The sequence below is a fragment of the Streptomyces sp. SudanB182_2057 genome (genome assembly GCF_964272715.1).
In the GTDB taxonomy this organism is placed as follows: Bacteria; Actinomycetota; Actinomycetes; order Streptomycetales; family Streptomycetaceae; genus Streptomyces; species Streptomyces rubradiris.
This window is the reverse complement of record NZ_OZ186798.1, coordinates 1,894,292-1,908,058: the sequence shown is the minus strand read 5'-3', so window position 1 is coordinate 1,908,058 and position 13,767 is coordinate 1,894,292. Positions and strand designations below refer to the sequence as shown.

At 73.4% G+C, this 13,767-nt stretch carries 10 protein-coding genes; 9 read left to right on the top strand and 1 reads right to left on the bottom strand.

The window, feature by feature from the left end; genetic code table 11:
* Positions 1–104: 104 nt before the first annotated feature.
* The 7 genes from ACSURM_RS08020 (at position 105) to ACSURM_RS07990 (ending at position 9,791) form a co-directional block, all read left to right on the top strand.
* Positions 105–1,109 (top strand): sugar ABC transporter substrate-binding protein, encoded by a 1,005-nt coding sequence (locus ACSURM_RS08020; RefSeq protein ID WP_436954274.1) that lies wholly within the window; start codon positions 105–107, stop codon positions 1,107–1,109.
* Entirely contained in the window at positions 1,106–2,149 is a 1,044-nt protein-coding gene (locus ACSURM_RS08015; protein ID WP_436954273.1) for an ABC transporter permease, read from the top strand. The genes ACSURM_RS08020 and ACSURM_RS08015 overlap by 4 nt, the downstream gene beginning before the upstream one ends.
* Complete coding sequence (locus tag ACSURM_RS08010; RefSeq protein ID WP_436954272.1) at positions 2,146–2,916, top strand: ATP-binding cassette domain-containing protein; 771 nt, start codon at positions 2,146–2,148, stop codon at positions 2,914–2,916. The genes ACSURM_RS08015 and ACSURM_RS08010 overlap by 4 nt, the downstream gene beginning before the upstream one ends.
* A gap of 83 nt (positions 2,917–2,999) precedes the next feature.
* Positions 3,000–4,145 (top strand): ROK family glucokinase, encoded by a 1,146-nt coding sequence (locus tag ACSURM_RS08005; protein ID WP_387512785.1) that lies wholly within the window; start codon positions 3,000–3,002, stop codon positions 4,143–4,145.
* Entirely contained in the window at positions 4,142–4,723 is a 582-nt protein-coding gene (locus ACSURM_RS08000) for a sugar kinase (protein WP_436954271.1), read from the top strand. Before ACSURM_RS08005 ends, ACSURM_RS08000 begins: the two co-directional genes overlap by 4 nt.
* Positions 4,724–4,818: 95 nt before the next feature.
* Complete coding sequence (locus ACSURM_RS07995; protein WP_436954270.1) at positions 4,819–7,677, top strand: SNF2-related protein; 2,859 nt, start codon at positions 4,819–4,821, stop codon at positions 7,675–7,677.
* Positions 7,674–9,791, top strand: a complete 2,118-nt coding sequence (locus ACSURM_RS07990; protein WP_436954269.1) for an SWIM zinc finger family protein — start codon at positions 7,674–7,676, stop codon at positions 9,789–9,791. Before ACSURM_RS07995 ends, ACSURM_RS07990 begins: the two co-directional genes overlap by 4 nt.
* 811 nt (positions 9,792–10,602) lie before the next feature.
* Here ACSURM_RS07990 and ACSURM_RS07985 read toward each other — a convergent pair.
* Positions 10,603–11,538: a ScbA/BarX family gamma-butyrolactone biosynthesis protein gene (locus tag ACSURM_RS07985; protein WP_436954268.1), complete on the bottom strand. Its 936-nt coding sequence runs from the start codon at positions 11,536–11,538 to the stop codon at positions 10,603–10,605.
* Positions 11,539–12,146: 608 nt separating this feature from the next.
* Between ACSURM_RS07985 and ACSURM_RS07980 the strand changes: the two genes are divergently transcribed.
* Together ACSURM_RS07980 and ACSURM_RS07975 are read left to right on the top strand one after the other, a co-directional pair.
* Positions 12,147–12,866 (top strand): HAD family hydrolase, encoded by a 720-nt coding sequence (locus ACSURM_RS07980; RefSeq protein WP_436954267.1) that lies wholly within the window; start codon positions 12,147–12,149, stop codon positions 12,864–12,866.
* On the top strand, positions 12,863–13,636 hold the full coding sequence (locus tag ACSURM_RS07975; RefSeq protein ID WP_436954266.1) for an SDR family NAD(P)-dependent oxidoreductase: 774 nt from the start codon (positions 12,863–12,865) through the stop codon (positions 13,634–13,636). Before ACSURM_RS07980 ends, ACSURM_RS07975 begins: the two co-directional genes overlap by 4 nt.
* Positions 13,637–13,767 lie beyond the last annotated feature (131 nt).

Sequence of the window (13,767 nt, the reverse complement as noted above, 5' to 3'; positions counted from 1 at the left end):
TGTTTGGGGCAGGTGAAATCGCCGCCGGGACGCGCCCACGGTGAGGTCGCCCGCCCCTTATGTACGTCGGAGCACAGCAGAAGCGGCAAGAAGGGCACGGCCTCGTGGCACGGTTTCGGACCTGGGTAGGCATAGCGCTGGCGGGGGCACTCTCCGTGTCCCTCGCGGCGTGCAGCAGCACCGGAGGAAAGCGGGCGGAGGACGCCCGCAAGGCCGCCGCCGCCCAGGGCAGGGCGGCGGTGAACACCCCGCGCTGGACCTTCGCGATGATCACCCACTCGGGGGACGGCGACACGTTCTGGGACATCGTCCAGAGCGGCGCCAAGCAGGCCGCCGTCAAGGACAACATCAACTTCCTGTACTCCCACGACGACGAGGCCCAGCAGCAGGCCCAGCTGGTGGACGCGGCCGTGGACAAGAAGGTCGACGGCATCATCGTCACCCTCGCCAAGCCGGACGCCATGAAGGCCGCCGTGGCCCGCGCCGAGAAGGCCGGCATCCCCGTGATCACGGTGAACTCCGGCTCCGAGGAGTCCAAGGCGTTCGGCGCCCTCACCCACATCGGCCAGGACGAGACCATCGCCGGCGAGGCCGTCGGCGACGAGCTGAACAAGCGCGGCAAGAAGAAGGCCCTGTGCGTGCTGCACGAACAGGGCAACGTCGGCCACGAGCAGCGCTGCGACGGCGTCGCCAAGACCTTCCGCGGCACCCTGAGCAAGCTCTACGTCAACGGCACCAACATGCCCGACGTGCAGTCCGCCATCGGGGCCAAGCTCCAGGCGGACAGGTCCATCGACTCCGTCGTCACCCTCGGCGCGCCCTTCGCCGACACCGCGGTGAAGGCCAGGACGGACGCGGGCAGCAAGGCCGAGATCGACACCTTCGACCTCAACCCCAAGGTCGCGGCGGCCCTCAAGGACGGCACCCTCGGCTTCGCCGTGGACCAGCAGCCGTACCTCCAGGGCTACGAGGCCGTCGACCTGCTGTGGCTGTACAAGTACAACGACGACGTCCTCGGCGGCGGCAAGCCGGTGCTGACCGGCCCGCAGATCGTCACCAAGGACCAGGCCGACGAGCTGGCCGAGTACACCGAGCGGGGTACCCGATGAGCACGGTCACCGATCACAAGCCGCTCGACGAGAGGCTGCTGCCCGCCTCCCCGCTGCGCAAGCTGCTCGCCCGCCCGGAGCTGGGCTCGGTCGTCGGCGCCCTGGCCGTCTTCCTCTTCTTCGCCTTCGTCGCCGACGGCTTCCTGCGCGCCACCAGCCTCAGCACGGTGCTGTACGCCTCGTCGACCATCGGCATCATGGCCGTACCCGTCGCGCTGCTGATGATCGGCGGCGAGTTCGACCTCTCGGCGGGCGTCATGGTGACGTCGTCCGCGCTGATCTCCTCGATGTTCAGCTACCAGATGACGGCGAACACCTGGGTGGGCGTCGGCGTGTCGCTGCTGGTCACCCTGGCCGTCGGCGCCTTCAACGGCTTCATGCTCACCCGCACCAAGCTGCCCAGCTTCATCATCACGCTGGGCACCTTCCTGATGCTGACCGGCATGAACCTCGGCTTCACCAAGCTGATCGACGGCACGGTCTCCACCAAGACCATCGGTGACATGGAGGGCTTCTCCAGCGCCCACGCCGTCTTCGCCTCCACGCTCAGCGTCGGCGGCGTCGACGTGAAGGTGACCATCCTGTGGTGGCTCGGCCTGGTCGTCCTCGCCTCCTGGATCCTGCTGCGCACCCGCACCGGCAACTGGATCTTCGCCGTCGGCGGCAACGCGGACGCGGCCCGCGCGGTCGGCGTCCCCGTGGCCCGCACCAAGATCGGCCTCTACATGGGCGTCGCGTTCGGCGCCTGGATCTCCGGCCAGCACCTGCTCTTCTCCTTCGACGCCGTCCAGTCCGGCGAGGGCGTCGGCAACGAACTGATCTACATCATCGCGGCCGTCATCGGCGGCTGCCTGATCACCGGTGGCTACGGCAGCGCCGTCGGCTCGGCCGTGGGCGCGCTGCTGTTCGGCATGACCAGCAAGGGCATCGTCTTCGCCGAGTGGAACCCCGACTGGTTCAAGTTCTTCCTCGGAGCGATGCTGCTCCTCGCGACCCTGCTCAACGCCTGGGTCCGCAAGCGCGCGGAGGCGACCGCATGACCCTCGTCGAGCTGACCGACGTCAGCAAGCACTACGGCACCGTCCGCGCCCTGGAGGGCGTCTCCCTGGAGGTCCACGCGGGGGAGATCACCTGTGTCCTCGGCGACAACGGCGCGGGCAAGTCGACCCTGATCAAGATGATCGCGGGCCTGCACCGGCACGACGCCGGCACCCTGCGCATCGAGGGCGAGGAGACCACCCTCTCCTCCCCGCGCGAGGCCCTGGACCGGGGCATCGCCACGGTCTACCAGGACCTGGCCGTCGTCCCCCTGATGCCGGTCTGGCGGAACTTCTTCCTCGGCTCCGAGCCCCGCAAGGGCGTCGGCCCCTTCAAGCGCATGGACATCGACCTCATGCGCCGCACCACCCGCGAGGCGCTGCTGCGCATGGGCATCGACCTCAGGGACGTCGACCAGCCCATCGGCACCCTCTCCGGCGGCGAACGCCAGTGCGTGGCGATCGCCCGCGCGGTCCACTTCGGCGCCAAGGTCCTCGTCCTGGACGAACCGACGGCCGCCCTGGGCGTCAAGCAGTCCGGTGTGGTCCTGAAATATGTGGCCGCGGCACGCGATGAGGGCCTGGGTGTTGTCCTGATCACCCACAACCCGCATCACGCGTATCTCGTGGGCGACAGATTCGTGCTCCTGAGGAGGGGCACGATGGTGGGCAATTACACACGGGACGAGATCACCCTGGACGAGCTGACGCGGCAGATGGCCGGCGGCTCCGACCTGGACGCCCTGCGCCACGAACTGCAACGAGACTGAAGGACGACACCGAAGGACGCGCGCCCTCTCCCTCCCCGCCCCGCACGGCACCCGGGGTGAGCGTGCGGCAGAATCGACCAACGATGAGCACCTACCGCGACCTCGCCGCCCCCATCGGCTCCCGCCGAGCCCCCGTCCTGCGCACCGTCGGCACCAGGGAGCGCCGGTCCCACCTGACCGCCCCCCGCGTGCCCACGGTCGGTATCGACATCGGCGGCACCAAGGTCATGGCGGGCGTCGTCGACGCCGACGGCAACATCCTGGAGAAGCTCCGCACGGAGACCCCGGACAAGTCCAAGAGCCCGAAGGTCGTCGAGGACACCATCGTCGAGCTGGTCCTGGACCTCTCCGACCGGCACGACGTGCACGCGGTCGGCATCGGCGCCGCCGGCTGGGTCGACGCCGACCGCAACCGCGTCCTGTTCGCCCCCCACCTGTCCTGGCGCAACGAACCGCTGCGCGACCGCCTCGCCAGCAGGCTGTCCGTGCCGGTCCTGGTGGACAACGACGCCAACACCGCCGCCTGGGCGGAGTGGCGCTTCGGCGCCGGCCACGGCGAGGACCACCTCGTGATGATCACCCTCGGCACCGGCATCGGCGGCGCCATCCTGGAGGACGGCCAGGTCAAGCGCGGCAAGTTCGGCGTCGCCGGAGAGTTCGGCCACATGCAGGTCGTGCCCGGCGGCCACCGCTGCCCGTGCGGCAACCGCGGCTGCTGGGAGCAGTACAGCTCCGGCAACGCCCTCGTCCGCGAGGCCAGGGAGCTGGCCGCCGCCGACTCCCCGGTGGCCTACGGCATCATCGAGCACGTCAAGGGCAACATCGGCGACATCACCGGCCCGATGATCACCGAGCTGGCCCGCGAGGGCGACGCGATGTGCGTGGAACTGCTCCAGGACATCGGCCAGTGGCTCGGCGTCGGCATCGCCAACCTGGCGGCGGCCCTCGACCCCTCCTGCTTCGTCATCGGCGGCGGCGTCTCGGCCGCCGACGACCTGCTCATCGGCCCGGCCCGGGACGCCTTCAAGCGCCACCTCACCGGGCGCGGCTACCGCCCCGAGGCCCGCATCACCCGCGCCCAGCTCGGCCCCGAGGCGGGCATGGTGGGCGCTGCCGACCTGGCCCGGCTGGTCGCCCGCCGGTTCCGCCGGGCCAAGCGGCGCCGGGTGGAGCGCTACGAGCGTTACGAGCGCTACGCCCAGGCCCGCCGCGACCGGGACACCGCATGACGCCCTCGCTGCCCCACCAGGCCGGCCCGCCCGCCCGGCCGGACCGGCCCGCCGAGGCCCCCCGGCACAAGGCCCGGCGCCGGGCCCTCACCCTGCTGATCATCGTCCTGCTCATCGGCGTACCGGCCGGCTATCTGGTGATCTCGGCCAACCAGAGCCGCGACAGCGGCAAGGACAAGGAGGCCAAGTACTCCGCGACCGGCCTCACCGCGGGCTGGCCGTCCAAGGTGCAGCGCCGCCTCTACCAGGTGTCCGTCCCGCACCCCGCCGAGGACGTCGCCTACTACGAGACGAACAACTGGAAGACCAGCCGCCTCTACGTGCAGTTCCGCACCAACCCCGCCGGCCTCGACAGCTTCCTCGCGGCCATGGGCGTACGGCGGGAACAGCTGCGGAAGGGCGAGATCACGATCGGCGAGCGGGACCGCGAGGTCAGCGGCTGGACCTTCGGCGGGGGCGGCCCCTGGTGGGGACTGACCCACGAGCAGAAGAACCCCGCGCCCACCCAGGACGTGGTCGTCGACCTGTCCGACCCCCGGAACCCGATGGTGTTCGTCGTCTCCCGCACGGTCCCCTGACCAGGACCCCGACCGGCTCCGGAGCCGATTGTCAGACCCCGCCCGTAGAGTCGAGGACGACTGGTGCGACGCATGGGCGGGAGGTGGCAGGACGGATGACGAGCGAAGCGGCCGCGGTGGCCGAGCGCACGGAGGGCTCCCCGGAGACCCGGGCCGGGCACCCGGCCTGGGCGCGCCTCGCGTGCGTCTATCTGCCCGCGCCCCTGCCCCGCGACAGCCGCCTCGCCTTCTGGGACCCCGCGGGCGACCCGCTGCCCCCGGCCCCCGAGGACGCGGCCGAGGAGCTGACGGTCGTCCGCCGGCACGGCACCGGAGCGCGCCGCCACCGGGTGCCCGCGCTGACCCTGCCGCTCGCCCGGGCCCTGCCGCTGCTGGTGCGCGCCCGGCGCGACCCGGCCGCCCACCCGGCCACCGCCTGCTGGGGCGCCGCCGCCCTGCACGCGCTGCGGCTCGTCGCCCGCGGCCGGCTGCTGCCCGGCCTGACCCCGGCCGGCCACGACGCCTGGCGGGCCGGCCCGCTGGAGCCCGCCGACCTCGCCCACCTGCGCGCGATCGCCGCCGCCCTGCCCCCCGAGGGCCACGCCGTGCCCCTCCCCGGCCCCGGCGCGCTGCGGCTGCCCGAGCCCGAGGCCCTGGTCCGCTCCTTCCTCGACGCGGTCGCCGACACCCTGCCGCGCACCCCCGCCGCCCCCCACGCCTCCGGCCGGCCCTTCGCCGACCGGGCGGCCCAGAGCCTGCCCGCCGCCCAGGAGTGGGCGGCCGAGGTCGCCGCCGGGATGGACGCGGGCGTCCGCGTCTCGCTGCGCCTGGACCTGTCGGCGTACGACGTCTTCGACACCGGCACGCGCGAGGGCGCCCGCGCCGCCGGAGCCGCCGTCGTGCAGGTCCACAGCCTCGCCGACCCGACGCTGGTGACCGACGCGGCGGCCCTGTGGGCCGGGGAGGCCGACCCGGCGTTCGGGCCCCGCGCGCGCGTGGACGCCGCCCTCGCCGTGCGGCGCGCCGCCCGGGTCTGGCCGCCGCTGGACCGCCTCGCCGAGCAGGACGTGCCCGACGTCCTCGCCCTGTCCGAGGAGGAACTGAGCGACCTGCTCGGCGTCGCGGCGAGCCGGCTGGCCGCCGCCGGGGTCGCCGTGCACTGGCCCCGCGACCTCGCCCGCGACCTGACGGCCACCGCCGTGATCCGCCCCGCCCCCGGCTCCGCCACCGACGGCACCGGCTTCTTCGACAGCGCCGAGCTGCTCGGCTTCCGCTGGCAGCTGGCGCTCGGCGGCGAACCCCTCGACGAGGCCGAGATGGACGCCCTCGCCGAGGCCCACCGCCCGGTCGTACGGCTCCGGGACCGCTGGGTGCTGGTCGACCCCGCGCTGGTCCGCAAGGCCCGCAAACGCGAACTGGGCCTGCTCGACCCGGTCGACGCGCTGTCCGTCGCCCTCACCGGCACCGCCGAGGTGGACGGCGAGACCGTCGAGGCCGTCCCCGTCGGCGCCCTGGCCGCCCTGCGCGACCGGCTCACCGCCGGCCTGCGCCCCGCCACCCCGCCCCCCGGCCTGGACGCCACCCTGCGCGACTACCAGCTGCACGGGCTGGCCTGGCTCGACCTGATGACCTCCCTCGGCCTCGGCGGCTGCCTCGCCGACGACATGGGCCTCGGCAAGACCGTCACCCTCATCGCCCTGCACCTGAAACGGGCCCGCACCGAACCGACCCTTGTCGTCTGCCCCGCCTCCCTCCTCGGCAACTGGCAGCGGGAGATCACCCGCTTCGCGCCCGGCGTCCCGGTCCGCCGCTTCCACGGCCAGGACCGCACCCTGGACGGCGTCGACGGCGGCTTCGTCCTCACCACCTACGGCACGATGCGCTCCGCCGCCGACCACCTCGCCGCACAGCCCTGGGGCATGGTCGTCGCCGACGAGGCGCAGCACGTGAAGAACCCGTACTCGGCCACCGCCAAGGCGCTGCGCACCATCCCGGCCCCCGCGCGCGTGGCGCTCACCGGCACCCCGGTGGAGAACAACCTCTCCGAACTGTGGGCCCTGCTCGACTGGACCACCCCCGGACTGCTCGGCCCGCTGAAGTCCTTCCGCGCCCGGCACGCCCGCGCGGTGGAGAGCGGCGAGGACACCGAGGCGGCCGAGCGCCTGTCCCGGCTGGTCCGGCCCTTCCTGCTGCGCCGCAAGAAGTCGGACCCGGGCATCGTGCCGGAGCTGCCGCCCAAGACCGAGACGGACCATCCGGTGCCGCTCACCCGGGAACAGGCCGCGCTGTACGAGGCGGTGGTGCGCGAATCGATGCTGGCCATCGAGACCGCCGACGGGATGGCACGGCGGGGCCTGGTGCTGAAGCTGCTGGGCGCGCTCAAACAGATCTGCGACCACCCGGCGCTGTATCTGAAGGAACGGCCGGACCCCGAGCGGCTGGCCGCCCGCTCCGGCAAGCTCGCCCTGCTCGACGAACTGCTGGACACCCTGCTCGCCGAGGACGGCTCGGCACTCGTCTTCACCCAGTACGTCGGCATGGCCCGGCTGCTCACCGCCCATCTGTCCGCCCGTGCGATCCCGGTCGACCTGCTGCACGGCGGCACACCGGTCGCGGAGCGCGAGCGCATGGTCGACCGCTTCCAGAGCGGCGAGACCCCGGTCCTCGTGCTGTCCCTGAAGGCCGCCGGCACCGGCCTGAACCTCACCCGCGCGGGCCATGTCGTCCACTTCGACCGCTGGTGGAACCCGGCGGTCGAGGAGCAGGCCACCGACCGCGCCTACCGCATCGGCCAGACCCAGCCCGTCCAGGTCCACCGCCTGGTCACCGAAGGCACGGTGGAGGACCGCATCGCCGAGATGCTCGCCGCCAAGCGCGCCCTGGCCGACGCCGTCCTCGGCTCCGGCGAGGCGGCCCTGACCGAGCTGACGGACCGCGAACTGTCCGACCTCGTTTCCCTGCGGAGGACGCCATGACGCCCCCCGGCCGCCCCCACCCCGCCGACGCGGCCCGCCGCGCCCTGCGGGAGGCCCGCCGACGGGCGCACACCGAACGGGAGGACACGGCGCCGGGCCCGGTGGAGGGGGAGGGCACGGCGGGGGAGCGTGCTGAGGAGGAGCGTGCGGGGACGGGTCCGGTGGAAACCGCACTCGGCGGCGCCGACCCCTGGGTGCCTACGGACGTACCGGACGCTGACGACCGGGCGCGGGGTGCCGAACCGGACGATGCCGGTTCCGGTGCCGGTGCGCCTACCGGAGGTGCCGTCGGCCGGCGTCCTGGTGATGTCGCCCGGGAGGCACTGCGGGCGGCGCGACGGGAGGCGGCGCGCGCGGAGGCGGAGGCCGCGGAGGCCGCCGGGTCGCGGCGTGAGCGACGGGTGGCCGGGCCGGACCGCTCCGCCGCGTCGGGCCCCGCCTCCCGCTCCGGGCAGGAGGCGGGGACCGCCCGGGCCAAGGCCGTACAGGACATGCGGCAGTACCTGGCGACCGCCTTCCGGATGCCCTCCTGGACCGACACCACCGACGACGACCCGGAGGACACCGCTCCCGCCACCACCCCGCCCGCGGAGCCGGCCCCGGCGACGCCGCAGCCGACGGGGACAGGCCGTGCGGTGGAGGCGGGCCGTCCGGCGGGAACTGGCCTCGCGGCGGGAGTCGGCCATTGGGCGGAAGCTGGTCGCCCGGCGGGAACCGGCCGCTCGACGGAAGCCGGCCTCCCGGCGGAGACCGACCCTCTCGCGGAGACCGACCGTCGTACGGAGACCGACCGTCCCGCGGAGACCGGTCCGGCGGTGGGCGGGGTGGCGCGGTCGCACTTCGGGGCCGGGACCATGGGCACTCCCCACCGCGACGGTGAACTCCGCCGTACGTTCCCGGCGTTCCCCGCGCGGGAGGGCGGCGGTGCCGGGGAGCAGTTCGCCGGTACCTGGTGGGGCAACGCCTGGGTCGGTGTGCTGGAGCGGGGCGCGCTGGACGCCAAGCGGCTGGCGCGCGGCCGGGATTACGCCGATCAGGGCCAGGTGGACGCCATCACCGTCACACCGGGACTGGTGCTGGCGTACGTACGGGGCAGCCGCCCCCGGCCGTACCGGGCGCAGGTGCGGGTGCGGCCCCTGGAGGACGCGGACTGGGAGCGGTTCCTGGACGCCGCCGCCGACCGGCCGGGGCATATCGCGGCGCTGCTCGACAAGGAGCTGCCCCAGTCGCTGGCCGACTGCGGTGTGCCGCTGCTGCCCGGCCCCGGCGACCTCGTTCCGCGCTGTAGCTGCCCGGATTCCGGTCACCCCTGCAAGCACGCCGCCGCCCTGTGCTATCAGACGGCCCGTCTGCTCGACGCCGATCCCTTCGTCCTCCTCCTGCTGCGCGGCCGGGGCGAGAAGGAGTTGCTCGACGCGCTGTCCCGGCGCAGTGCGGCCCGCGCCGCGAGCGAACGGCAGCCGCGGACCCTGCCGGGCGTCCGGGCCGCCGAGGTCCTGGCGCCCCGACAACTCCCGCCGTTGCCGCCTCCGTTGCCGGTGCCGCCGCACCCCGAGCAGCCCCCTGTGTACCCCTCGGTGCCCGGCGGCCCGGACCCCTTCGCGCTGGACCAGCTGGCGACCGACGCCGCCGCCCGCGCCCACGCGCTGCTCGCCACCGGAAACGATCCGGTCGGGGGACTGTCCTTGTGGCAGGACGCGGTGCGTCTGGCCGCAGCCCGTCCCGGTTCCGGGCTGACCGCGGCCACGCGCACGCTGTACGCCTCGCTCGCCGACGCCACCGGCCGTACGCCGGCCGACCTCGCGCGGGCCGTCGCGGCCTGGCGGCAGGGCGGGGAGGCGGGACTGGCCGTCCTGGAGGAGCCGTGGGACCCGCCGGCCGGCCGCTTCGACCGGGCCCGCCCGCTGCTGCTCGCCGCCGACCTGCCGGCGTTCCGCCCCTGGCGCAACCGCCTCACCCATCCGCGCGGCCATGTCCAGCTGCGGCTGGGCCGCGACGGACTGTGGTACGCCTACGAGTCGGAGCCCGGCCAGGAGGACTGGTGGCCCCGCGGCACTGCGGACTCCGATCCGGTGGGCGCCCTGACCGGCCTCGCCCTACCCGACGACCTCTGACCCCACCCAGTCCGAGGCCCGCGCCCAACGCCCTTGGGCCCCGGCCTGCCGGGTCGTTCGCGACTCCGGCCGACCGCACGCCCGTCGACCCTGGCCGCAGGGCCTCGCGACCAGCCGCAAGGCACCCTTCGGCCCGCCGGAGGCCGGTTGTCCTTGGCCGCTCAGTGACCGACCGCGCGGCCTGCGCCTGGTCCGCCGGGTTGTTGCTGACTCGGGCTTGCCGGACGGTCCTTGTCCCCGGCCGCCCGGCGACCGACCGCAAGGCGCTGCTCCCGGCCTGCCGGATCGTTCCCGACTTCGGCCCGCCAGAGGCCCGTCGACCCTGGCCGCCCGGCGACCGACCGCAAGGGTCTGTGCCTGGTCTGCCGGGTTGTTGCTGACTCGGGTTTGTCGGACGGCTCTTCCCCCTGGCCATCCGGCGACCAACTCCACGAACCCCGTCCCCCGGCCTGCTGGGTCGCTCCTGACTTCGGCCCGCCGGAAGCCCGTTCACTTTGGCCGCCCGGCGACCGACCGCAAGACCCTGTCCCTGGGTCTGCCGGGTCATTCCTGCTCCGGTCCGTCGGAGCACCCCCGACCCCGGTCACCCGGCGATCAGATGGGGCACCTCCGCCCCCGGCCCGTCGGGCGGCGCCGGATCGCGGGTTGTCGGACGGCTCCTGACCAGGCCGCCCGGCCACCCTGCGCTTACGCCTCCGCCTCCGCCAAGCCGGCTGCTCCGACGATCCCACTGCCCCGAAACGGTGCCCGGCGCCTCGTAGTCGGGCCGTCGTCGGGGCCGGATCCCGTGGGGGCCGGTCGATGTCCGGGGTCAGGCCGTGGCCGGGTGTGTCGTCACCGCGCACTCGAAGACGAGCGCGTCGTGCTGTTCGACGGTCACGCGGACGCGGCCGTCGGCGGCGGTCTCGGCCGCGACCCACGCGGGGGCGTCCAGCTCCGCGTACCGGTGGAAGGCCGCGTCCAGGCCCGTGGCGAGGACCGGTTCCAGGCCGAGGTGGTGCTGGGCCGCCTGGCGGGCCGCCTCCAGGAGCAGCATGCCGGGAGCGTGGTCGTTCGGGTGGTCGAAGATGATCGGGTGCAGGGTGTTCACCCGCAGCTGCCAGCGGCCGTCGGCGGCACGGGGCGAGAGCACCACGTCGTGCGGGCGGTCCCGGCCGACGAGCCCGGGCTGGAGCGACGGCGGCAGTTCGACGGCCGCCGCCATGGCCTGCTCGGCGTCCGCGTAGGCGCCGCGCAGCCGCCGGTACAGCGCCCTGCTGTGCGAACTGAACGAGGTCGACGCCGTGCCGAGGTACTGCCCCTCGCGGGTGGCGGTCACCTCCATCCGCATCCCGCGCAGGACACCGGCCCGCCGCTCGATGTCCGAGCAGCGGATGCTCAGTTCCACGTCGGCCGGGGTGAGCCCGGCGCGCAGCGCCGCCGGGTCCAGGGCGACATGGAGATCGCGCCATATCTGCTTGTGGTCCATGGGCGCGCCGAAGACCGCGTGGGACAGCAGCGGCACCGTCTGCCGCAGCGTCTCGCTGAACAGCAGCGGGTCGTGGAAGCCCTCGGCGGGCCCGTAGAAGGTGTGGGCGCGCGGCCACTGGGCCGTGACCGTGCAGGTGTCCGCGTCCGTCTGACGCCAGCCGGTGAGGAAGACTTCGGTGACCACCGAGCGGTGGACGTACTCCTTGGGGACGGTTGTCGTCAATGTGGTCAGTCCGACGGGTGTGGTGGGCAGGGCGGCCTGGAAGTCCGTGATCATACTGTCAATGGGCGCAAACGTGGTCATCTTGCCTCTCCCCCTGGGCAGTCGAGGACGGAGTGCTGCCGGAACGCAGGTCAAGCCGTGAACAGGATTGAGTGGAGCGCGGGTTGCGCTGGGTGGTGTGCGACGGGCGCCACTGTACGGACTGACCGGTTTTTTTTCCAGCCTTACCCACCCGTCTCCGCAGGTGGTCGCCGGGCCTGTGCGGGCGGGCGCGAGCGCATCGGGCAACGCGCCGCCGAGCCCGGCGGACGAGGGTGGACGGCCCTGTGCGCACGTACTGCCTCCGCAGTCAACTCTGCACGCTCCCTCGGGATTTGCGGCCGGTCCCGGACGTCCGCGCACGGTCGTCCGGCCGGTTCCGCGCGCCCGTGCGGACGCCCGGAACCGGGTCCGGCCAGCCTACTCGCGGCCGGTCGCGGGCGACCCACCGGTGTGACGAGCGGGACACCGTGCGTGGACGTCGAATCCCGCGACCCGAGACGCCCGAACGCGATCCTTGGACTATCGGAGGCACCCGTGTGAAGATCTCAACCGGTCGTCAGGTTTACTCGATTCGCTGTCCACACGAAGCGCCGGCGGATCGCGGGAGGAGGGATGGATCCATGACCGAGCAACTCACGAAGCTCCGCATGGTCGCGCTCAACATCGACGGAGTCCTGCTGAACGACACGTTCAGCCCCGTCATCCACCACTTCGTCACGAGCCGGGGCGGCACCTACTCCGCCGACCTGGAGCGCCGGATCTTCTCCCAGCAGCAGGCGGTCGCGGGCAAGATCCTCGCGGAGGTGTGCGGCATGCGGACCTCCCCGATGGAGACGATCGCCGTCTACTTCGAGGACCGGGCGCGCTACCTCGCGGACCACCCGGTCCGCGTCCTCGACGGCGCGGCGGAACTGTTGCGCCGCATCCGCGCCCTGGGCCTGCGGACCGTCTGCTACGGCGGGCTCGACGCCTCCCACTTCGATCGCTACCTGGGCCACCTGACCGACCTGTTCGACGAACCCCGGTACGTGTGCACCAACGACATCCGCCCCGGCCTGCGCGAGATCGCCGTCGACTTCGCCGGACTCGCCTGCGACGAGGTGCTGTTCGTGGACGATGTGGCCCGCGTCGCCGAGGCGGCCCGTGAGCTGGGCGCCCCGTTCATCGGGCACCCCAGCGACTTCGAGCACGGCTACCAGCGGCAGCTCATGGCGGAGACCGGCGCGCGACACGTCGTAGGCTCCCTCGACGAGATCGACGACGCGCTGCTGCGTACGATCGACGCGGAGGCGCGGGCCGGCACCCTCTGGGCCGGCGCGCCCGGGAAGGCGGTGGCGTGACACCGGGAGGGGGACTGCTGGCCGGCAAGGTCCTGCTGGTCACCGGGGCGAGCAGCGGTATCGGCGCGGCGACGGCCCGGGTGGGCGCGCGCAACGGCGCCTCGCTGGTGCTGATGGCCCGCCGGCTGCACCGACTGGAGGAGCTGGCCGCCGAGTTGCGCGACAAGGGCACCGAAGTCGCCTGCGCCGACGGCGATGTGACCAGCGCCGAGGACGTGGAGCGGGCGGTACGGCTGGCCGTCGACCGGTACGGCAGGCTCGACGCGGCGTTCAACAACGCCGGTACGACGACCGAACCGGCCCCGCTGCACGAGACGGACGACGCCGACTACGACGCGGTGTTCGACGTGAACGTCCGTGGCGTCTGGCTCTGCATGAAACACGAGATCAGGGCCATGCTCGCGAACGGGACGGGCGGCGCGATCGTCAACAACAGCAGCATCGCGGGGGTCCGCGCGACCTCCCAGGGGGCGCCCTACGTGGCCGCCAAGCATGCCGTTCTCGGCCTGACCAAGTCGGCCGCGGCCCAGTACGCGGCGCACGGCATCCGGGTGAACGCGCTCGCCACCGGACTGACCCGGTCGGAGATGTCCGAGGGCGTCTTCGCCCGTGACCCGGCGGCCGAGGAGCGCATGCGCCGCCGCAATCCGCAGGGGAGAGTGGCCGATCCGGAGGAGGTGGGCCAGGTCGCGGTGTGGCTCTGCAGCGACCAGGCCAGCTTCGTCACCGGTGCCACCATGGCGGTGGACGGCGGCGCCGGAGCCTGGTGAGTCCCGGCGTTCAGCCACGGGTGGCCAGGCTTGTCGGATTGGTAAAGTACCAATCATCTGGTTTCTTTTGTCTCCCGGCCCGCACCCCGCGGGCCGGGATCAGGCATCCGCGTCAGCTCGGAGGGGGTGGC

Coding starts and splice junctions, on each gene's coding strand:
- ACSURM_RS08015 (WP_436954273.1), top strand. CDS start 1,106: ATGAGCACGGTCACCGATCACAAGCCGCTCGACGAGAGGCTGCTGCCC.
- ACSURM_RS08010 (WP_436954272.1), top strand. CDS start 2,146: ATGACCCTCGTCGAGCTGACCGACGTCAGCAAGCACTACGGCACCGTC.
- ACSURM_RS08005 (WP_387512785.1), top strand. CDS start 3,000: ATGAGCACCTACCGCGACCTCGCCGCCCCCATCGGCTCCCGCCGAGCC.
- ACSURM_RS08000 (WP_436954271.1), top strand. CDS start 4,142: ATGACGCCCTCGCTGCCCCACCAGGCCGGCCCGCCCGCCCGGCCGGAC.
- ACSURM_RS07995 (WP_436954270.1), top strand. CDS start 4,819: ATGACGAGCGAAGCGGCCGCGGTGGCCGAGCGCACGGAGGGCTCCCCG.
- ACSURM_RS07990 (WP_436954269.1), top strand. CDS start 7,674: ATGACGCCCCCCGGCCGCCCCCACCCCGCCGACGCGGCCCGCCGCGCC.
- ACSURM_RS07985 (WP_436954268.1), bottom strand. CDS start 11,538: ATGATCACGGACTTCCAGGCCGCCCTGCCCACCACACCCGTCGGACTG.
- ACSURM_RS07980 (WP_436954267.1), top strand. CDS start 12,147: ATGACCGAGCAACTCACGAAGCTCCGCATGGTCGCGCTCAACATCGAC.